Annotated in this window: 17 protein-coding genes; 6 read left to right on the top strand and 11 right to left on the bottom strand. The window is 49.5% G+C overall.

The genetic code is table 11. From position 1 onward, the window contains the following. Window positions 1-37 precede the first annotated feature (37 nt). The 4 genes from QZZ54_RS14295 to trxA form a co-directional block, all read right to left on the bottom strand. Window positions 38-1,072 carry a 2Fe-2S iron-sulfur cluster-binding protein gene (locus tag QZZ54_RS14295; RefSeq protein WP_290703373.1) on the bottom strand — a complete coding sequence of 345 codons (1,035 nt, stop codon included), beginning with the start codon at window positions 1,070-1,072 and terminating at the stop codon, window positions 38-40. Next, window positions 1,065-2,546 carry a 4-hydroxy-3-polyprenylbenzoate decarboxylase gene (ubiD, locus tag QZZ54_RS14290; protein ID WP_290703372.1) on the bottom strand — a complete coding sequence of 494 codons (1,482 nt, stop codon included), beginning with the start codon at window positions 2,544-2,546 and terminating at the stop codon, window positions 1,065-1,067. Before ubiD ends, QZZ54_RS14295 begins: the two co-directional genes overlap by 8 nt. 60 nt (window positions 2,547-2,606) lie before the next feature. Beyond that, window positions 2,607-3,866, bottom strand: a complete 1,260-nt coding sequence (gene rho / locus QZZ54_RS14285) for a transcription termination factor Rho (RefSeq protein WP_290703371.1) — start codon at window positions 3,864-3,866, stop codon at window positions 2,607-2,609. Window positions 3,867-4,069: 203 nt separating this feature from the next. Then, the gene (gene trxA / locus QZZ54_RS14280; RefSeq protein ID WP_290703370.1) at window positions 4,070-4,396 is read right to left on the bottom strand and encodes a thioredoxin TrxA; all 327 of its coding nucleotides are present in this window, start codon (window positions 4,394-4,396) and stop codon (window positions 4,070-4,072) included. A gap of 182 nt (window positions 4,397-4,578) precedes the next feature. On the opposite strand from trxA, the gene ppx reads away from it, so the two are divergent. Continuing rightward, entirely contained in the window at window positions 4,579-6,096 is a 1,518-nt protein-coding gene (gene ppx / locus QZZ54_RS14275) for an exopolyphosphatase (protein ID WP_290703369.1), read from the top strand. Window positions 6,097-6,360: 264 nt separating this feature from the next. Here ppx and QZZ54_RS14270 read toward each other — a convergent pair whose 3' ends face one another. The 4 genes from QZZ54_RS14270 to yrfG all read right to left on the bottom strand — a co-directional run bounded on the left by QZZ54_RS14270 (window position 6,361) and on the right by yrfG (window position 10,208). Further along, window positions 6,361-7,908: a phosphoenolpyruvate carboxykinase gene (locus QZZ54_RS14270; RefSeq protein ID WP_290703368.1), complete on the bottom strand. Its 1,548-nt coding sequence runs from the start codon at window positions 7,906-7,908 to the stop codon at window positions 6,361-6,363. Between the two features lie 265 nt (window positions 7,909-8,173). Then, window positions 8,174-9,046 carry an Hsp33 family molecular chaperone HslO gene (hslO, locus tag QZZ54_RS14265; protein ID WP_290703367.1) on the bottom strand — a complete coding sequence of 291 codons (873 nt, stop codon included), beginning with the start codon at window positions 9,044-9,046 and terminating at the stop codon, window positions 8,174-8,176. 103 nt (window positions 9,047-9,149) lie between these two features. Beyond that, a complete protein-coding gene (gene hslR / locus QZZ54_RS14260) occupies window positions 9,150-9,557 on the bottom strand; it encodes a ribosome-associated heat shock protein Hsp15 (protein WP_290703366.1) in 408 nt (135 codons plus the stop codon). Continuing rightward, entirely contained in the window at window positions 9,558-10,208 is a 651-nt protein-coding gene (gene yrfG, locus QZZ54_RS14255) for a GMP/IMP nucleotidase (RefSeq protein ID WP_290703365.1), read from the bottom strand. Between the two features lie 84 nt (window positions 10,209-10,292). Here yrfG and nudE point away from each other — a divergent pair, with 84 nt between their 5' ends. Continuing rightward, window positions 10,293-10,841, top strand: coding sequence for an ADP compounds hydrolase NudE (nudE, locus tag QZZ54_RS14250; RefSeq protein ID WP_290703364.1), 549 nt, complete (start codon window positions 10,293-10,295; stop codon window positions 10,839-10,841). A gap of 156 nt (window positions 10,842-10,997) precedes the next feature. Here the strand turns inward: nudE and QZZ54_RS14245 are convergent, their stop codons facing one another. After that, window positions 10,998-11,279, bottom strand: coding sequence for a hypothetical protein (locus QZZ54_RS14245; protein WP_290703363.1), 282 nt, complete (start codon window positions 11,277-11,279; stop codon window positions 10,998-11,000). 281 nt (window positions 11,280-11,560) lie between these two features. On the opposite strand from QZZ54_RS14245, the gene QZZ54_RS14240 reads away from it, so the two are divergent. Together QZZ54_RS14240 and QZZ54_RS14235 are read left to right on the top strand one after the other, a co-directional pair. Continuing rightward, window positions 11,561-12,145, top strand: coding sequence for a Fe-Mn family superoxide dismutase (locus tag QZZ54_RS14240; RefSeq protein WP_290703362.1), 585 nt, complete (start codon window positions 11,561-11,563; stop codon window positions 12,143-12,145). Window positions 12,146-12,269: 124 nt separating this feature from the next. After that, window positions 12,270-14,042, top strand: a complete 1,773-nt coding sequence (locus tag QZZ54_RS14235; RefSeq protein ID WP_290703361.1) for an ATP-binding protein — start codon at window positions 12,270-12,272, stop codon at window positions 14,040-14,042. Here QZZ54_RS14235 and QZZ54_RS14230 read toward each other — a convergent pair. Further along, window positions 13,942-14,574, bottom strand: coding sequence for an arylesterase (locus tag QZZ54_RS14230; RefSeq protein WP_290703360.1), 633 nt, complete (start codon window positions 14,572-14,574; stop codon window positions 13,942-13,944). The two genes, QZZ54_RS14235 and QZZ54_RS14230, sit on opposite strands and share 101 nt — an antisense overlap. Between QZZ54_RS14230 and QZZ54_RS14225 the strand changes: the two genes are divergently transcribed. Continuing rightward, window positions 14,573-15,259, top strand: coding sequence for an ATP-binding cassette domain-containing protein (locus QZZ54_RS14225; protein WP_290703359.1), 687 nt, complete (start codon window positions 14,573-14,575; stop codon window positions 15,257-15,259). The genes QZZ54_RS14230 and QZZ54_RS14225 overlap by 2 nt on opposite strands. Before the next feature lies 1 nt (window position 15,260). Then, window positions 15,261-17,723, top strand: coding sequence for an FtsX-like permease family protein (locus QZZ54_RS14220; RefSeq protein WP_290703358.1), 2,463 nt, complete (start codon window positions 15,261-15,263; stop codon window positions 17,721-17,723). Window positions 17,724-17,752: 29 nt separating this feature from the next. On the opposite strand, the gene QZZ54_RS14215 is transcribed toward QZZ54_RS14220, so the two are convergent. Continuing rightward, window positions 17,753-20,374 carry a DUF748 domain-containing protein gene (locus QZZ54_RS14215; RefSeq protein ID WP_290703357.1) on the bottom strand — a complete coding sequence of 874 codons (2,622 nt, stop codon included), beginning with the start codon at window positions 20,372-20,374 and terminating at the stop codon, window positions 17,753-17,755. Window positions 20,375-20,625: the final 251 nt, after the last annotated feature.

Genomic DNA, 20,625 nt, shown 5'->3' with positions numbered 1-20,625 from the left:
CAAGTCGCGCAGCGACGTTCTAGCGAGCAACGCGCTTTTATTTGCGTGGCGCGTAAGCAAAAACATCGGCATGCATCTGTACTTCGTTAAGCCCTTTAAGTTCGCAGGCATCGAGTAACGCATAAACCATTCCCGGTGAACCACTGGTAAAGATCTCAACATTCTCAAAGTGGTCAAAATCAGCAACGATGGCATCCGGCAATAGTGCGCTGCGACCGGACCAACCGGGGCTGTTACCCGGCTCGCTGACAACCAGATGAACATGGACGTTGGTGTGTTCGCTGGCCCATTGCAGAGGCAGTTTTTCCAGATAGAAATCTGCTTCTACCCGTGCGCCCCAATAGATGTGAATCGGATTGGAGACCTGATTCGCCAGCAGATGTTCTGCGATACTCTTAATCTGCGAAAATCCGGTACTGGCAGCCGCCAGAACGATTACTTTATCAGAGGCCAGCTGACTGGCTTCCAGATAGCATTCGCCTTTGGGCAGTTCAATTTTCACGCTGGGACTGTTCTTCAGGTGATCCATAATCGCCACTGAAAGCTCGCCTTCAGGCGTACAGCGGATATGCAGTTCGATATCGCTGCTGAAGTCCGGTGCACTACCGATCGAAAATGCGGCACGACGCTCATCAGGAAGTATCAGTTCCAGGTACTGTCCCGCATGAAACTCTGTGGCCTGACGGCCGGTTACCGGCAGATGCAGACGCACCCGGTAAACCTCTTCATTCAGTTGTTCTACCGACGCAATATCACAAACCAGTTCTTTCACTTGTATCTCTCCAGGGCGTAACAACCCTTTAATTCTCACCTGAATATCACTGCAGGGTACGGCTGTACACGCAAATATCTGCGAGGACGGCTGCCCCGCCTCTAACTGTAGCGCCAATTCAGGGTAGCGCTGCCGAATACTGCCAGCTAGCAGTGTTGTTTTACAAATTTCACACACCCCGTTACGACAACTGAAACGCATCGTAAATCCGGCATTTCGCAGACTGTCCAGAATCGGCAAACCCGGTTCTGCACTGACTTCATGGGTATCGTTAACGGTGATGGTAAAACGATCACTCAAGCGGTATACCTAATTGATCCCAGATGTCGTCCACCCGCTGTTTCACTTCAGGGGACATCACAATCGGCTCACCCCACTCTCGGGTTGTCTCACCGGGCCACTTATTGGTGGCATCCATACCCATCTTGGAGCCCAGACCGGAGACCGGTGAGGCAAAATCCAGGTAGTCGATCGGTGTGTTGTCGATCATGGTGGTATCGCGAATCGGGTCCATCCGGGTGGTAATCGCCCAGATAACATCGTTCCAGTCCCGGGCATTGATATCATCATCACAGACGATAACAAATTTGGTGTACATAAACTGTCGCAGGAAGGACCAGACACCCAACATCACCCGCTTAGCGTGACCCGGATACTGCTTCTTCATCGTCACTATTGCCATCCGGTAGGAGCAACCTTCCGGTGGCAGATAGAAATCGGTAATTTCTGGAAACTGCTTCTGCAGAATCGGTACAAAAACCTCATTCAGCGCGACACCCAACACAGCAGGTTCATCCGGTGGCCGGCCCGTATAGGTGCTGTGATAGATAGGGTCGGGACGATGGGTGATACGCTCGACGGTAAACACCGGGAAGCTATCCACCTCGTTGTAGTAACCTGTATGGTCTCCAAAAGGCCCTTCATCCGCCATCTCTTCAGGGGCGATATAGCCTTCGAGGATAAACTCTGCACTGGCAGGCACTTGCAGGTCGCTGCCGATGCATTTAGTGATTTCGGTCTTGCCGCCGCGCAACAACCCAGCAAATGCATACTCTGACAGGCTATCGGGTACCGGCGTCACCGCCCCTAAAATAGTCGCGGGATCAGCCCCCAGTGCCACGGCTACCGGGAAGTTTTCCCCTGGATGCTGCTCTTTCCACTCACGGAAATCCAGCGCGCCACCACGGTGGGACAGCCAACGCATAATCAGCTTATTCTTACCGATTACCTGCTGCCGATAGATACCCAGATTTTGGCGCTCTTTGTAAGGCCCTTTAGTAATAACCAGAGGCCAGGTTACCAGAGGCCCCGCATCACCGGGCCAGCAACGCTGTACCGGAAGAGTACCCAGATCAACATCATCACCCTCAATCACATGGGTCTGGCAGGCGGCATTACGGACCTTTTTTGGCCCCATATTCAGCACCTGCTTAAAGATCGGTAGCTTCTCCCAGGCATCTTTCATCCCTTTGGGCGGCTCGGGTTCTTTCAGCATCGCCAGCAACTTACCGACCTTTCGCAGGCTGGCGACATCTTCCTGGCCCATTCCCAAGGCAACACGTTTAGGCGTGCCGAACAGGTTCGCCAGTACCGGGTAATCGTAGCCTTTGGGATTTTCAAACAGCAGTGCCGGACCACCGGCACGCAAGGTACGGTCGCAGATCTCGGTCATTTCCAGATCGGGGTCAACTTCCGCTGTAATACGTACCAACTCACCCTTTTGTTCCAGGCTGTTGATAAAGTCGCGCAGGTCTTTGTATTTTAGATTTGACATAGTTTTCAGCAATAAAAAAGGGCAAGCCGTAAGCTTACCCTTTCAGAACAGAGATATGAATCAGGAACGTCGCATGGAGAGGAAGAATTCGTCGTTCGTTTTGAAGTCTTTCAGCTTATCCAGTACAAACTCGATCGCAGAAGAATCTTCCATCGGATCCAGCAACTTACGCAGAATCCACATCCGCTGCAGCTCTTCTTCAGAGGTCAGCAGATCTTCACGACGCGTACCTGATCGACGGATATTGAAAGCAGGATAAACCCGCTTCTCAGCCACTTTACGATCCAGATGTACTTCAGAGTTACCCGTACCTTTGAATTCCTCAAAGATAACTTCATCCATCTTCGAACCGGTATCAACCAGTGCCGTCGCGATGATTGTCAGGCTGCCACCCTCTTCGATATTACGAGCTGCACCGAAGAAACGCTTAGGACGTTCCAGCGCGTGGGCATCCACACCACCGGTCAGTACTTTACCGGATGATGGAATCACAGTGTTGTAAGCACGGGCCAGACGAGTGATAGAGTCCAGCAGAATCACAACATCTTTCTTATGCTCAGTCAGACGCTTAGCCTTCTCAAGCACCATTTCAGCAACCTGTACGTGGCGGGAAGGCGGTTCATCGAAGGTCGATGCTACCACTTCACCACGGACAGTCCGCTGCATTTCGGTTACTTCCTCAGGACGCTCATCAATCAGTAGTACGATCAGGTGAACTTCTGGGTTATTACGGGTAATCGAGTTAGCGATGTTCTGCAGCATCAGCGTCTTACCCGCTTTAGGCGGAGACACCAGCAATGCACGCTGGCCTTTACCCATAGGGCAAACCAGATCGATAACACGAGCAGTCAGATCTTCTGTACTGCCGTTACCCAGTTCCATCTTCAACCGCTCCTGCGCAAACAGCGGAGTCAGGTTTTCAAACAGAATCTTATTCTTGGCATTTTCCGGCTTATCAAAGTTGATCTGATCAACTTTCAACAGGGCGAAGTAGCGCTCGCTGTCTTTCGGCGGACGAATCTTGCCGGAGATAGTGTCACCGGTACGCAGGTTAAACCGGCGAATCTGGCTCGGCGATACGTAAATATCATCTGGACCAGCAAGGTATGAACCTTCGGCAGACCGCAGGAAGCCAAAGCCATCCTGCAAAATTTCCAATACGCCATCACCAGAAATATCTTCACCACCTTTAGCATGACGCTTAAGAATAGAGAAAATTGCATCTTGTTTGCGGGAGCGACCGAGGTTATCAAGTCCCATTTCTTTCGCTATCTCTAGCAATTCAGGAACGCTTTTCTTTTTAAGTTCAGTAAGATTCATAGGTATATGTGTAGGGAGACGGGTCAATGCCTTGAGCGAAATAGCTAAAGCCATTCAGGTCAGATTGATTTGAATAAGGAAGCCAGAGTTCTGGCACAGAAATAAATATTTGGAAAAGACACTATAATGCGTTGATCAAAAAGAGTCCAGTAAATCAGGGAGCAAACCATGATCTCGGTCACTCCCTACTATTTTAGTACCTTTTAGATACTATCTTCGATAAATGCAGCCAGTTGAGACTTAGACAACGCCCCTACTTTAGTTGCTTCAACTGCGCCATCTTTAAACAGCATCAGCGTTGGAATACCACGGATACCAAATTTTGGCGGAGTTTCATTGTTCTCGTCGATATTCAGCTTACAGACTTTCAGCTTACCATCGTAATCTTTAGCGATCTCTTCCAGAACCGGCGCAATCATTTTGCACGGACCACACCATTCTGCCCAGTAATCAACCAGTACTGGCCCTTCCGCTTTCAATACATCCTCTTCGAAGGAGCTATCAGTCACGTTAACGATATTTTCACTCATATAAAGCCTCTGCCGTGAGATTCACTCAAATTTAATAACCACCGATCATACCACTGTCTCTAAACGCTTGTGAATACCGGGGAACCCTTCTCAAGTAAAAGCTTGTTATAACAAGGCTATACTCTAAACAGTCACCGTTATCTGATAAGCTAAACCCAACATCATCTCGAAGTTAATTCTATATGAACCAAGAAACCGCCAGTATTAGTCCTCCAGAGTCATCCCTACTAGCCGCGATCGATCTGGGCTCTAACAGCTTCCATATCGTCGTTGCTAAGCTGGTTCAGGGCGAACTTCAGCCCATCGATCTGCTGTCAGACAAAGTTCAGCTGGCCGCTGGCCTCGATGAAAACCGCATGCTGACCCCCGAAGCACGACAACGAGGGCTGGATTGTCTGGAGCGATTCGCTCAAAGAGTCCGCGATATTCCAAGCCAACAGATCCGGATCGTAGGCACTAACGCACTACGGGAAGCGGCCAACAGTCATGAGTTTATCCGTGACGCTGAAAAGCTTATGGGCTGCTCGATAGAAGTCATTGCAGGCATAGAGGAAGCCCGGCTGATCTATCTTGGTGTGTCCCATACAATGGCCGGTGAGAATGGCCGTCGACTAGTTATCGACATTGGCGGTGGTAGTACTGAGTTCATTATCGGAGATCGCTTCGAACCCCTTGAACTGGAAAGCCTTGAGATGGGCTGCGTTAGTTTCAATAAGCGCTATTTCGCCGATGGCGTTATCAGTGAAAAGAGATTCCAACTAGCCGTATTTGGTGCCCTGCGGGAACTGCTCAGCATTAAACGTAAATATCGTCGGCTTGGCTGGGAAGATTGCGTCGGCTCTTCTGGCACCATAAAAGCGGTCCGCCAGGCCTGTATAGCACTGGGCTATTCCACTGACAAAATCACCACCGCTGCGCTGCGGCAACTGAAAGAGAAAATTCTCAGCTACAACCACGTCGACGAGATCGATATAGACGGTCTGAAAGAGCAACGCCGCGCGGTCTTTCCAGCGGGTCTCGCTATTGTATCTGCGGTGTTTGAATCCCTGGGCATCAAGGAGATGAGCATCTCTGAAGGCGCCCTGCGAGAGGGCCTACTTTACGATATGGCAGGCCGTCTGCGCCATGAAGATGTGCGCGAGCGCAGTATCAACGCGATGATGCAGCGCTACCATGTTGATCAGGAACAGGCGATGCGGATCGAACAAACCGCACTGATCGCACTGACCCAGGTACGGGAGAGCTGGCACCTGGATAATAACGAGTACCATAATATGCTCAGCTGGGCGGCACGCTGCTGCGAATGCGGCCTGACCATCGCCCACAGCCAATACCATAAACATAGCGCTTACCTGCTACTGAATTCAGACCTGCCCGGCTTTACCAAGCAGCAACAGATTCAGCTCGCAGCGATGGTTCAGGATCACCGACGTAAATTTTCTCAATCGGGCTTTGAGCGGATGCAACCCCGGGAGAGCAAGCACTTTAGTCGCCTGACCATACTCCTCAGACTCGCCTTCGTCCTGCACCGAAACCGAAGCCGCGAGCGCCTGCCGGCATTCCATCTGACCGCCGAGAAAAACGCGCTTTCACTCAGCTTCCCGGATAACTGGCTCAGCCACCAACCCCTGACCCAAACAGATCTGGAACATGAAGCGGTGTATCTCGCGAATGCAGGGTATGAATTAAGTTTTAAGTAGCTAGACGCGGCTACGCCGCTTGTTAGAACGGCGCTACGCGCCTGCTAGTTACTAGGAAGAGCAAATGCAGAGTGATTCGGGCCTTTGGTTTTTTGAACTTATGCTTTTGAAACAATCGCTTACGAAGTTTAAACCAAGGCCAAAGCAATCAAATGATTAAGGGCGTTTTTTCTAGCCACTAGCAAGTCATGCTTTTTGTGACGACTAGCGACTACATTAATGCAAAAAGGCTCCCGAAGGAGCCTTTTTTTATGCGAATCGCGTTTAGGCTTGTGGGCCTGCGGCGATGATAGTTTCTGCGACACCTTCAAACTTTGTGAAGTTGGCGGTGAACTGACCGACTAGGTCTTTAGCAGTGGTATCGTACGCACCTTTGTCTGCCCAGGTATCACGCGGATTCAGCAGTGCAGAATCAACACCCGGTACAGAGGTAGGAACTGTCAGGTTGATACCTTCCAGATACTGAGTCGGAACATCGATCAATGCACCGCTCTGAATGGCTGCGATGATGCCACGAGTCGTTGGAATATTGAAACGCGAGCCAGTACCGTAAGAACCGCCTGTCCAGCCGGTGTTAACCAGATATACCTGGCTATCAAACTCTTCAATCCGCTTGATCAGTAGGTCAGCGTATTCGCTAGCAGGACGCGGGAAGAAAGGCGCACCGAAACAAGTTGAGAAGGTAGACTTAATGCCACCACCAGAACCCATCTCTGTAGAACCCACCAACGCGGTGTAACCGGACAAGAAGTGATATGCCGCTGCTTCTTTAGACAGAATAGAAACAGGAGGCAGAACACCGGTCAGGTCACAGGTAAGGAATACAATCGCCTTAGGCTCGCCACCTTTGTTCTCCTCGGTACGCTTTTCAACGTGCTCCAGAGGGTATGCGCAACGACCATTTTCGGTCAGCGTAGTATCGCAGTAATCAGCCGTACGGGTTTCGTTCAGGGTAACGTTCTCTACGATCGCACCGAAACGGATAGCATCCCAGATAATCGGCTCGTTCTTCTGACTCAGGTCGATGGTCTTAGCGTAGCAACCACCTTCCAGGTTAAAGACTACACCTTTACCCCAACCGTGCTCGTCATCACCGATCAGGTAACGATCCGGGTCAGCTGACAGCGTCGTTTTACCGGTACCAGACAGACCAAAGAACAACGTAGTATCGCCATCCTCGCCAACGTTAGCCGAGCAATGCATCGGCAGAACATCTTTCTCAGGCAGCAGGAAGTTCTGAACAGAGAACATCGCTTTTTTCATTTCACCGGCATAACGCATGCCTGCCAGCAGTACTTTGCGCTTAGCAAAGTTGATGATCACACAGCCATCGCTGTTAGTACCATCACGCTCAGGCTCGCATTCAAAGCCTGCAGCGTTAATAATCTGCCACTCTTCTTTCGCCTTCGGATTAAACTCTTCCGGGCGGATAAACAGGTTCTGACCAAACAGGTTCTGCCATGCAGTTTCTGTCGTCATCTCTACCGGCAGGTATTGATTAGTATCAGAACCAACGTGAACATTAGATACAAAGTGCTCGCGAGCAGCCAAATATTCTTCAACCCGTCCCCAGAGCGCATCAAACTTATCTGCGTCGAATGGGCGGTTGATAGGACCCCAATGAATGGCATCAGAGGTGCTGGCTTCATCAACGATGTAACGATCCATCGGAGAACGACCTGTACGCTTACCGGTTATAACAACCAGTGCACCAGTATCAGCCAGAGTTCCTTCACCACGCTGAATGGCTTTTTCAACTAGTTGAGCCGGGCTCAAATTTACGTGTACAGAGTTCACGGTTTCTTTGCTCATTGCTTGATTCCCTTGGCTTCTGCCAAAAAAAAATTATTTACCTGATTTATGCAGCATGACCCCTGTTTTTTTTTGACTTTCCTGCCGGAGAGTCAACGGGGCCGTTATTATAAGGAGGCGTATTATGTCAAAAAATCGTGCAAAACACCATCAATTGAGAACGTTTCCTAACTAGCCTGAAAACGCACAAAAAACGTTCTAATATTAATGACTTAAATCAGTTTTCGTACTCAACCTGATTTTCATTGATTGATTTTAGTGGGCGTCAATGTAGCTGATCTGACCCGGCAATATTGGCACTATCAGAGAACATCAGGGTGATATCAGCCTGGTCAAAGCTATATTTTTCATTGCAGAACTGGCAATTAACATCGATGCTGCCCTCTTCCTGAATAATCTCTTCCAACTCCTGTTGAGTCAGGTAGCGCAGAGCATCGGCGGTTCGTTTACGGGAACAATCACAGTTGAACTGTAATGCATCAGCATCATACAAACGGCAATCTTCTTCATGAAACAAACGACGCAAAATAGTGGCATTATCCAGTTCCAGTAACTCTTCATCGGTCAGTGTGGACGCGAGAAAGCTGAAATGTTCCCAGTCCGTCTGAGAATCACCTTTAGCCGGCATCACCTGCAATAGAAAACCCGCTGCACGCTGCTCATCGGCAACCAGATGAATCTGCGTGGGCAACTGCTCAGAGAGACTGAAATAAGCTTCCAGACAGTTACTCAGGCGCTCACCTTCAAGGGGAACAACTCCCTGATACCGTTTACCCTGATCCGGTTCAATCGTAATAACCAATTGGCCGCCGCGTAACAGTTCGCAGAATTCAGCCTGCTCAGGCAGTTCACCTTCAAAACGGGCAATCGCTCGCAGGTCCCGCTGATGGTTACACTCGGCCATCAGCACTTTCACCTGATTTTCACTCTGGGCCTGAAGCAGTAAACGGCCATCAAACTTAAGCGTGGCACTCAGCAAACTAACAGCCGCCATCATCTCACCCAGTAACTTATTAATCAGTGCGGGGTAATTATGCTGTTCTATCGCTTGTTGATAGCTCTGTTCCAATCCGGTCAGGACACTGCGGATGTCCGCATGTTCGAAAAGAACCCTTTGAAGCTTGTCGGAACTGCTCATATCGATCTCTGAAACTCTATCTTAAAGTGGCTTACCGAAGCGATAACTCGAGGTTATAAACGCGCCTTCGGAAAACTGAAATTTTATCACAACGCCTATTCGGCTAGCGATCCTTAAACTGCATAATCTTACGCCGTTCTTTCTTATTGGGCCGATGATCTGGCCCAACGTTTCCACGCATCGCTTTACGCTGCGCAGCCCCTTCTTCCCGCAACTTTATACTCTCTTCAGTTTCCTGATACAGCAACTGCGCCTCCGGTGCTCCGCGTCGCTGATCCGATATCGCCCTGATCACCACTTTTTTCTCTTCGTAACCCTGCCGAATAATCAGCTGCGCACCGATTTCAACATTACGACTACATTTGCCCCGCTGGCCTTCATAATGGACCTTGCCACCCTCAACCGCCTGCTTAGCAGCTCCACGGGTTTTGAAGAAACGGGCCGCCCATAACCATTTATCCAGGCGAACTTTCTTATCCTGCTGCGATTCTTTCTGATGCTGAGTATTCATCTATTTTTTAATAATCTCATCAAAGTGCTCTATCGCGTTGAAATCAGTGATCTCCCGCCCCGGTTTTTCGCTGTCGGGCTGAATAATGCTCAACAGATAAGCGATGCCATACTCCTGAGCTGAACCCAGTACCGCCAGACTATCATCTACCAGCAATGTTCGCGCCGGATCAAAAGGTTCCTCTTCCTGAAGTCGGTGCCAAAAGCCCTGATGTTCCTTCGCTACCTGATAATCATGGGAGCTGATAATTCGGTCGACCAGCTGATCCAACCCGGTCTCTTCCAACTTCAAGGTCAGACTATCCCGGTGAGCATTAGTGACAATTACCCGCCGAACACCTTCCCCTTTCAGGTGTTCAAGAAAATCGTGAACATGCGGACGAAAGGCTATACGCTCACGAATTTCGGTTTTCAAGGCTTTAATATCAACATTAAGCTCCCGGGACCAATAATCCAGGCAGTACCAGTTCAGAGTACCCTGTTCCTGCATGATTCGTTCATGTAGCCATCGGGTCGCCTCTTCTCTGTCAATGCTGTGTAGCTCGGCATAACGAACCGGCAGATGCTCCAGCCAGAAGAAAGTATCAAAATGAAGATCAAGCAGGGTGCCATCCATATCCAGAAGCACCGTATCGATATTTTGCCAATCCATATAAAAAGTCAGCGCCTCAGGTTAAGATTAAGAAACCTGCTCGCAGGCTCTTTAACGACATTGAATGCCGAGGAACGGTCCAGTATGCCTGTAAAACCGGATATTTTGAAGACAACACCCGCCGCTAAAAGCCGACTGTTTCATGTTGAAGAGATAGAGCTGCGCTTTTCTAACGGTGTAGAACGTACTTACGAGCGCCTGGCTAATCGGGGACGAGGGGCGGTAATGATCGCCGCCATCGATGATGAACAAAACGTACTGTTGATAAAAGAGTACGCCGTTGGCCTCGAAGACTATCTGATAACCCTGCCTAAAGGACTGATCGACCCGGGTGAAGATGCTTTTGAAGCCGCCAACAGAGAACTCAAAGAGGAAGCAGGGTTCGGTGCCGAGCAGCTAACCTTTATCAAAGAGATGACCTCAGCACCCAATTACATGGGCCATAAAATCACCGCAGTGATGGCACAGGGCTTATTTCCCTGTCGTTTACAAGGCGATGAACCGGAAGAGATGGAGGTAATTCGCTGGCCCCTGAGCCAACTGGATGAACTATTCCTCCGCGACGACTTTTCTGAAGCCAGAGCCATTGCCGCCCTTTTCATGGTGAGAGAGCTACTACAGAAAGCAGAGTAAGAAACTGTGCAATCCAATCAGAAAATAATGATTTCATTGCTTCTGAGATTCGTCCAGCGCCGGCCAATTAAATTAGCGTTATAGTGTCGGCCTCAGGGAAAGCCTGCAAATCAGTATTCAGATAAGCAGACTCAGGCACAACGGCCAGTCTCATTACTATGGCGCTTTACACGCCTTGGCACCAACACGAACCGTTTCTTCAACTTTTCGCCGTATCGCAGGGTCTGTGATTGTACCCTGCATAATTTTCTCGACTTCGTTATCACTGAAGTTCTTATGCACATAATTAGACAGACAAACGCATTGCGCCTCTGTAGCCGTTCCACCAGCCATACATCCCTCTTTAAAGGGCGTCCAGGTTTTTGATGTCAGATATTGGGTCTTCACTGTAAAAACTATCAGCAACACCGCTGCAATCCAAAGAAAAACTTTACCCATAGCCAGTATTCGCCTGCATTGTAGTTATGATCGGGAGATCGATTCTAACAGCTCTTTTCTCTCTGTCAGCTAACTTTAGTCTGATAATGCTCTACCGGGAAAACCCTTTCCCACTTGAAAAGAGGGGTTTTACAGGCAATGAAAAGCTCTATTAAGGATGCTATGATTCTGCACAAACAGGCGAGGGAAGGTCTCCAGCGCTTGAAATATTGCTATACAGACCCTATCTATACTACAGATTCACTATCTATGCTGAACCTGACACTAAAAGGTAACTATTTATGAGCTTTGAACTACCAGCACTGCCATTCGCCAAAGATGCACTGGAACCTCACATCTCTGCGGAAACTCTGGACTTTCACCACGGCAAACACCACAACACTTATGTTGTGAAGCTGAATGGACTAGTACCAGGTACTGAATACGAAGGTAAGTCTCTTGAAGAGATCATCGTGTCAGCTCCAGCTGGCGGCGTATTCAACAACGCAGCTCAAATTTGGAACCACACTTTCTACTGGAACTGCCTGTCTCCAAACGGTGGCGGTGAGCCAACTGGCGCGGTTGCTGATGCAATCAACGCTAAATGGGGCTCTTTCGCAGCTTTCCAGGAAGAACTAAACGACAAAGCGGTTAACAACTTTGGAGCTAGCTGGACCTGGTTGGTTAAAAACGCTGACGGTTCTCTGGAAATCGTTAACACCAGCAATGCTGGCACTCCGATGACCAATGGCCAGACAGCTATGCTGACTGTCGACCTGTGGGAACACGCTTACTACATCGATTATCGCAACGTTCGCCCTGACTACCTGAAAGGTTTCTGGGCACTGGTTAACTGGGACTTTGTTAACCAGAACCTTGCTGCATAATAACTGAGATATCAGACTAAAAAGACACCTTAGGGTGTCTTTTTTTTTGCTCTGGGGGAAAATGGTTTACACTAGACGGATGATAAGGATTTCATAAGACAGGTTAGGGAACGTAAAACAGGTTATGCAACGAAATTTCTTCCCGTTTATTACCACCGGCTGGCTGCTGCTTACCTTGATTATGGTTGGGCTGAGCTTCTACGCCGATTACAACCATCTAAAGAAAAATCTCACTAGTGATGCGCAATTCGTTTATGCCTCTGTCTATGAAAAGGCTTATATAAATGAAGTACTGTTACAAAGCTTTACCGTATTAGTCTCTTCATCGCCAAACGACCACGAAGCGATCCGCAGCTTTGCCAACGAAATGCGCAAAAGATACCCACATATAGAGCGGTTGCAGATTCAACAACAGCAGAAATCCATCACCACCAATTACGGCAAAGCCTCAGATTATAATTTAGATCCGACCAACGATGATTTCAGTGCACGCTTTCCGATTATCTTTATTGAACCTTTAAACCCCGATACCCGATACCTGCTCAATAAAGATCTGTTTTCCGATCCGATTTTCTCAAGCACGATAGGTTTTGCTCGCAAATACCATCAACCAATTACCTCTCCCCCATTCAGACTGGACGAGAAGCAGAACGGTTTTGGACTCTTTTTAGCCTTCTTTGAGCGCAATACCGCACCCACAAACGACAACCTGTATATCGCGTCACTCGTAATCAATATTGAAGGTATGTTACCCAATACCAGCTTTCTCTCGGATAACACCAGTATTAAGTTGATGGATGAAAAAGGCTCTCTGCTCGACGAACACCTTTCAGAGCAAGAGATGCAGCCACCTTCATGGTTACCCATACTAGAAGAGACGCGCACAATTAATCGTTTCGGCCAGTCCTTCCAATTGCAGATAACGCACCAGTTTGGTTTAAAGAATATCAACGTTGGCATGCTGCTGATTCTGCTCTGCTGCTCGTTAAGCGCCTATAGCCTGTTAATGGCTTACCTGCGGCAGAAAGTTCAGTCCGCGATAGAGCATTCCACTATCTACGCCACCCTCAATAATGAACGACAGCAGCTTGAAACCCGTATCCACACCCGTACCCGCGAGCTCAGAGAGCAGTTGATTGAGAACCGCCGCCTAACTCACCAGGTACTCGCGGTGCAGGAACGCGAGCGAAGAAACCTGTCGAGGGAACTACATGACGAACTGGGCCAATCGTTAACTGCAATCCGTACCGATGCAAAAATACTTAAGCGAATCCATCCGCAAGAGAGCAGTATCGTTAATCAAACAGCTGAATCAATCGATGCCATCGCACAGAATATATACGATGTGACCTACGGTATGATGCGCACACTACGCCCCTCGGCTTTAGATGATCTGGGACTGGTTGATGCACTTCAGGAGTGTATTGTCTCTTCCCGTTTTGAAGAGCACGGTATATCGCTGCATAAAGATTTTCGTGGTGCATTGAATGAGATGTCAGAAGACTACAATATCACCCTGTTCCGTCTGGCTCAGGAAGCCTTTAGCAATATTATTAAATACGCCAGGGCGCGTAATGTCTGGATCGATATTCACAGGGTTTCTCAAGGCTCTCGTAAAGAGATCAGTGGCGATCGCCTAGAAATAATGATCAGTGACGATGGTATCGGCTTCGATATAGCAGGAGAGGCATTTAAGAAGGGCTTTGGTCTGATCGGTATGCGCGAACGGGTCAGCGCTCTGGAAGGCGTCTTTCAGATTCGCCATAACCACAACCGCGGCACTCGGATCATTGCCATCATCCCCCTTCATTTTTCTGAGGCTGATAAGGAGACTGGAGCAAAGAGATCAGAGGTTGCCATAGCTGATCCAGTAGCACCGGCTGCGCTTGTTCATTAGGGTGTAAGCCATCGTCCTGCATCAGTTCAGGCTGTAACACTACCGGCGCCATAAAAAACGGCACCATCAATACATCCTGCATCTGCGCTACTTTCTCAAACAACGCGGTAAAGCCATCACTGTAGCGGGGCCCATAATTGGGCGGAATCCGCATCTCCAGCAGTAACACCTGAGCCCCCGCAGCACGGGCCTGTGCGATCAAGCGGGTCAGATTCCGCTCGATCAGCGCCAGGGGCGCACCACGCAAGCCATCATTAGCGCCTAGCTCGAGCACCACCAGCTCCGGTTTATACTGATCCAAAGCCCCGGGCAAACGCGTAAGACCTCCGTGTGTGGTTTCCCCGCTAATACTGGCGTTGATAACTTCGTAACTAAAACCATTTTTTTCTAACTTCTGATCAAGTAACGCAACCCAGCCCTGCTGCTGAGGCATTCCATAAGCAGCAGAAAGGCTGTCGCCCATCACTAAAATGGAACTACTCCATGCTAAGCTAGACAGAAGTAATAACCAGACCCCAAGTATATTCGACATGCAGACTCCTGAATCCAATGCTGTTCTTATCGCCACCGGACTAAATAAAACCTTCCCCGGCGATCACGGCGGACTGAATATCTTTAATAATATCAGCATCCACGCCGATGCGGGCGAGAGTATCGCGATCATTGGCCCTTCCGGTGCGGGTAAATCAACCCTGCTGAGTATATTGGCCGGTCTGGATGAACCGAGTCAGGGCAGCATCGAACTGTTAGGCCAGTCACTGACCGGGCTGGATGAGGAGTCACGGGCAGAGCTGCGTTCAAATCACATCAGCTTTGTATTTCAGTCATTCCAGCTATTGCCCGAGCTAACAGCGCTGGATAATGTCCAGCTTGCACTGGAAATCCAGGGGCATCCTGAACCGCTAAAGCAAGCAGGATACTGGCTTAATCGCGTTGGATTAGAACAGCGCCACCAGCATACGCCAGCACAGATGTCTGGCGGAGAGCAGCAACGAGTCGCTATCGCACGGGCCTTTGCCACTGAACCCAGCTTACTATTCGCTGACGAACCGACCGGCAATCTCGATGATAAGACCGGCACAGAGATCATTGATCAACTCTTTGAGCTCAATCAGCAGCTCAATACCACCTTGATTCTGATCACTCACGATGCCTCTCTGGCACAGCGGTGTCAGCGCCGTCTGCAGCTACATAACGGTCAATTACTGGAGCTTTAAGATGAGACCGAAGCAACTCATCAATTTGGCGCTGAAGCAGAGTCGATCAGATCTGCGAACCTTCGAGTGGCGCGCATTATTGCTAGCCCTGCTACTGGCGACCACACTCGCGACTTTCCTCACGTTACTGGGTAATCAGTTAGAAAATGGACTTAGCCGCCAAAGCGCTTCTGTGCTGGGAGCCGACCTGACCCTCAGCGACAGTAAACCGGTTTCTCAAGACGACATCGCTACGGCGGATGCACTCAAACTGCAGCACACTAAGGTAGTTCAATTTTCCTCTATGTTGAGTACTGAGGAACAGATATTACTCAGTTCAATCAGAGCGGTAGAAGCCCCCTACCCTCTACGCGGAGAGCTGCGAACCGACCCCCCACAATCAACCCCGATTCCCCGTCCAGGTACCGCCTGGGCTGAGCAACAGCTATTACAACGCATGGGCGTGGAGGTTGGCACAACCATCAGCCTGGGTTATTCCAGCTTCAAAATTACCGCTGCCATTATTAGTTCACCGGATCGAGGTAACGGATTTCGAAGCTTTAGTCCGCAACTGCTGATCAATCGTCAGGATTTGGAGGCAACCCGGGTGGTTCAACCCGGCAGCCGAATAGGCTATCGCACCCTATTCAGCGGAACTGAGCCACAGATAAGAGAGTATGCAGCTCAGCTCAGTGAAGACTTGACGCCTCAGCAACGCCTTTGGTCAGTTTATGCGGATCAGCCGATGGCGGCGGGCGCGCTAACAAATGCTTCAAGCTTCCTACGAATGACCTCTCTGTTTGGGTTACTTTTATGTGGCCTGCTGATCACCCTGAGTCTGCGCCGTTACAGCAGTGCTCAATACCGTCGAAGCGCGCTGTTAAAGTGCTTGGGGCTAAAGCCTAAACAGGTACTGCATCTCTATCTGATCAAACTAATATTCGGCTGGAGCCTGGCGGCAATACTAGGCTCACTCATCAGTATCATCCTATTACAGCTTACAGGCTCACTACTGCAAACTATCCTGCCTGCAGGCCTGCCTGCTCCGGATTACCGCCTGTCTGCCGTCGGCCCATTACTCAGCCTGGCGCTGCTATTAGTGATCGGCTTTTCACCATTACTGCAGATCAGCCGAATACCGGTTATGGGGCTACTGCGCCGAGACCAACTCAGCCACCAGGGACTGAGCTGGCCTGCCCGGCTGACCATCTTGCTTCTGACCGGCGTGGTCATCGCGTTTTATCTCGGATCTGCAATCAATGCGCTGGTTGCTATTCTATTAACCGTTGGCACTATTCTGGTGGCCGGTGTCTTTGCCAGTCTTTTTCTGCCACCGGCAGGGCGCTTCTTAGCCCGCTATTCACGTCTGGGGCGTTTACTGGGTTTCCGGATACGCCAGCAACGCCAGTGGCACCGCATTCAACTGGGAATTATGAGCCTGTTACTGGCGCTGTTAAGCAGCCTTCTACTCAGCCAGACAGAACTGGTAAACCGCTGGCGCGAGCAGATACCTCAAGACACCCCGAACCAGTTTGTTATCAACATTCAACCTTGGGAACTTGAGCCTTTGAGCGAGTTCCTCCAGCAAGCCGGTCTGTCACCCAATCTTTACCCCATGATTCGTGGTCGTATCACCTTGATTAACGACCAGCTACCCGCCGATGTTCTGACCCCAGAACAGCTGCAACATAACTCACTGAGACGAGAACTGAATCTTAGCTGGGCAGCTCAGGCACCGAAGCATAACCAGGTAATAGCAGGAAAGTGGTGGCCAACGGACACCCCGGATAACCTGATCTCAGTTGAACAGGAGTTGGCTGAAAGCTTAGGGCTAAAACTGGGTGATACCGTCGGTTTTGAAATAGCAGGACAAAAACTCAGTGCAACCGTGAGTAATATACGGCAGGTAGAGTGGCGCTCATTCCGACCCAATTTCTATCTGATTTTCAGCCCTAAAGCGATGGAGCAGTACCCACAAACCTATATCACCAGCTTCAAACTTTCCGGCGAACAAGCTGAACTAAGCCGTGAACTACTTAAACAGTTCCCCGCTCTCACCCTGATCGATGTCAGTCAGTGGATAGATCAAGCCAGCGAACTCATTACTCGCCTGATTCAAGCATCAACACTGATTCTGGGGCTCACACTCTGCGCCGGCTTACTCTTAGTGCAACTACTGCTATATCAGGAACTGGAACAACGGCGTCACGAAAATGCATTGTTACAAGTATTAGGCAGCACGCCAGGACAGACACGACGGTTAGATCTGTTGGAATTTGCCCTGCTAGGTTTTACCAGTGGAGCGATGGCGGCGGTCCTGGCAGAGATAGTGACCGGGCTGATCAGTTATCGGTTGCTTAACTTACCGCTCATCCTGCACCCATCCATTTGGGTGCTTCTCCCTCTGACCGGCTGCGCAGTATTTACACTGGGCACCCTGATCAGCCGTCGACGCAGTGGTTACCAACAGCTACGACAAACTTGAGGAAGGCGCGAAAAGTTCCTTCCTCATAACTATAAGCCAAGCGTTACGCTCGGTAGAGCCTTAGGGTCTTCCAGCGCAGGCACTGGAAAGCAGGTGAATAGGCGCTCACCCTTTATTTTCTTTATCAGCTGCTGCTTCACCCGATCAGAACGCTGCTGTGCAAGTTCGATCAAACTCGCTTTTTCCTGCTCCATCAATTTGTCAGCGGTCAGTGGTTTTTCTCGTTTCTTATTTTGTGCTTCCAGTTCCGCTCTGAGCAGCAGCTGATCTTGCTGTACCACCTGCCCACAAATATTCAGACGCATCCCTTTTCGCTCACTCAGCATTGACTCGATTTTAGTCAGATATCCCTGCCCATGGATGTCAAGCTCAGTGCTACCTGGAGCAAAAGCGATCGGATCTAATCGGATGAAACTACCGTCGGTAGCGGCACCTATCACCAGACTAATCAGCGTACTGTAGGGCTCCAGCGATTTTGTCAGGATACTGAATGCCGCTTTTTTAAGCCCTTTTCCTGCCAATCGCTGCACAACACTCTGCAAACCAAAATTAGGATCTTCTAAAGAACCGCTAATCGGCACATCCAGATCGATATTATCATCGCCATCCTGTAGAACTGAGATAGCAGTACCCAGAGGCATTGACAGCTTTTTACTGAATTTTGCCATCTGCTCCTGATCAGCCGGTTCAACCTCCAGTCGATGTATCTTAATCTCGTTTTTACCCTTAATTTTGCCAGCATTCAGCTCACCTGAGCTATTCAACTCCATCTGCCCGTTCTGCAAATAATAACCGGTGTACTGGATGCTATAGGGGCTCAAACGAGGCATCTCAAGCTGTTTAAGCTGGCCCTTCCAGCTGGCTTTCTCTCCACCACCGGCCAGATTAGTATCACCCGTCAGATCAAGCGTCGTAAAACCATTCAATTTGAGACCCAGCCCAAATTTTGCGGGGGTCTTGCTTGCGCTATCCAGCCCTAATAACTGAGCTTTATTAATTTGAATTTCGCTATTAAAGGCCGGCTCGGTACTGTTATCGGTAAACATTACTTTACTCTCGCCATTCACCACCAGCTCATTCACCTGAATCCGCAGGGCGGGTTCGGATGCCGGCGCGTCACCGGACGATGCAACGACCTCAGCTTGCGTTTCACTCAAGCTGTTTAATCCAGCCTGCAAACGCTCGACATTGACCGGCTTCTTATCCCCGCTCAGTTGCTCCTGAACTAGCAGATTCTGTAGCTCGACCCGTTCAATCGTCAGCGCTTTACCAAATTGAAAACGGGTATTCGTGATATCCAGATTCAACTGCGCCAGAGTATTATCCACCGCAGGAGCGACCATCAGACCGTTCCCCTTCAGCCCACCAACACTGACCTCTTGTGGCAGTGCGAGCTTGATAGCTTTCAGATGGGCAGCGGCCAGCGTCAGCAGTACCTGATCATTCTGTAATGCCTTAACTTCCACCTGCGAGAGAGAGAGTTGACCTTCGTCGCTGTTAATGACCAGCGGTTGTTGCTGTAACAGCAGGGTGACCGCGCCTTGCCAATCGGTACTCGCAATAATTGCCTGCATCCGTTCAGGTTGCTGATAGGTCAATCCATCCGCAGTCAGCTGACCCTTAACATCGACCTTATCCAGACCTGATTCATTAAAAGCTAATCCAGTAGCGCCCTGCCAATTGCCCGCTTTCATATTCACCGACATCGCCTCGGCAGAAAGCTCGAGCCCTGCCATATTCAACACCCCATCCAAAGCCACTGATTCAGGCTTTCCTGAGCGCAGAGTCACATCAGTCTTACCTTTCCATGTAAGTGATTGCTGACCCACATTAAGGTCGGACTGTTTCCAGCTAAAATCATCTATCCGAAACTCACCACCTTGAGTAATGGTGATTTTCTCTCCCATCATCGCCGTAAATTTCAAATCGGTGGTAAGCGTCGCTCGCAACTCAGGTACAAAGGGAGCGGTAAAGGAATGAATAGGCAGATGATCGAGTTTAATATGTAACTCAGAGCGCTTCGCTTCTGTCAGCGGCTGAGCCTGTGTGTCTAAACTAAAGGGAGCTCCGTTAATCGCACCGTTTAAGGTGAGATTAGTGATCGCCTCCTCTTGCCACATATAGAAGGTATCCAGATTACCCTGGTCGATAGTCAGCTGATAATCGCCCTCTTTCAGCCGGGCCTGCCAGCTAAAGTCGGCAATGCTAAGGCGATTCAAACCAAATAACAGAGTAGAAGGCTCATCCGGCTCTGAGGGCTCTTCAGCGGTTGCTTCAGGCAGCGCGATCGGACCTATATAGAAGCGACTGGATTCTGCGAGTACCTCTTCACGCAGATCAATAGCCCCCTCTTCAAGTATCAGGTCACTGATCAGAATGCGTTGTTCCAGCAATGATGAGTAATCCAAATCCACTATCAACCTGCCCAGCTTTAGCTCGGGTTGATCTGGAGTGATGACCGATACACCCAATAGGGTTATCCGGCCGGTAAACCAATTTATTGATAATGAGTGAATTTGGGCGTTACTCGCACCCTGATCAAGCAACCATTGAACCGCAAAGTCTCTGCCCAGTTGGATTGCCGTATGCAGTAACAAAAAAACCGTCAGCATGGCGATGATACTGCCACGTAAAAAACCTTTTACACTCATAATCAGTCCATCTACTTATCTATCATCGTCTTATGATATTAGCAGCTTGTTTATGGAGAGAGGAAATCTGTCATTACCGCGTCTGGCTTTGGGACCACAACTTACCGGCACCGGCATCCACTAAGCCAAACAAACTAAGACCAAGTAATAGCTACCCAGCAACCTCGCATACTGTTAAAATCGCCGCCGAATCGCTTATAAAAGATGCCTTAAGGTACATAGCAGTTCGATTCAAAACAGTTCTATCAACG

Origin of the sequence: Amphritea sp. (genome assembly GCF_016744155.1) — a bacterium.
GTDB lineage: Bacteria > Pseudomonadota > Gammaproteobacteria > Pseudomonadales > Balneatricaceae > Amphritea.
Note: the sequence above shows the minus strand (reverse complement) of the source record. Positions and strands in the feature narration are given on the sequence as shown.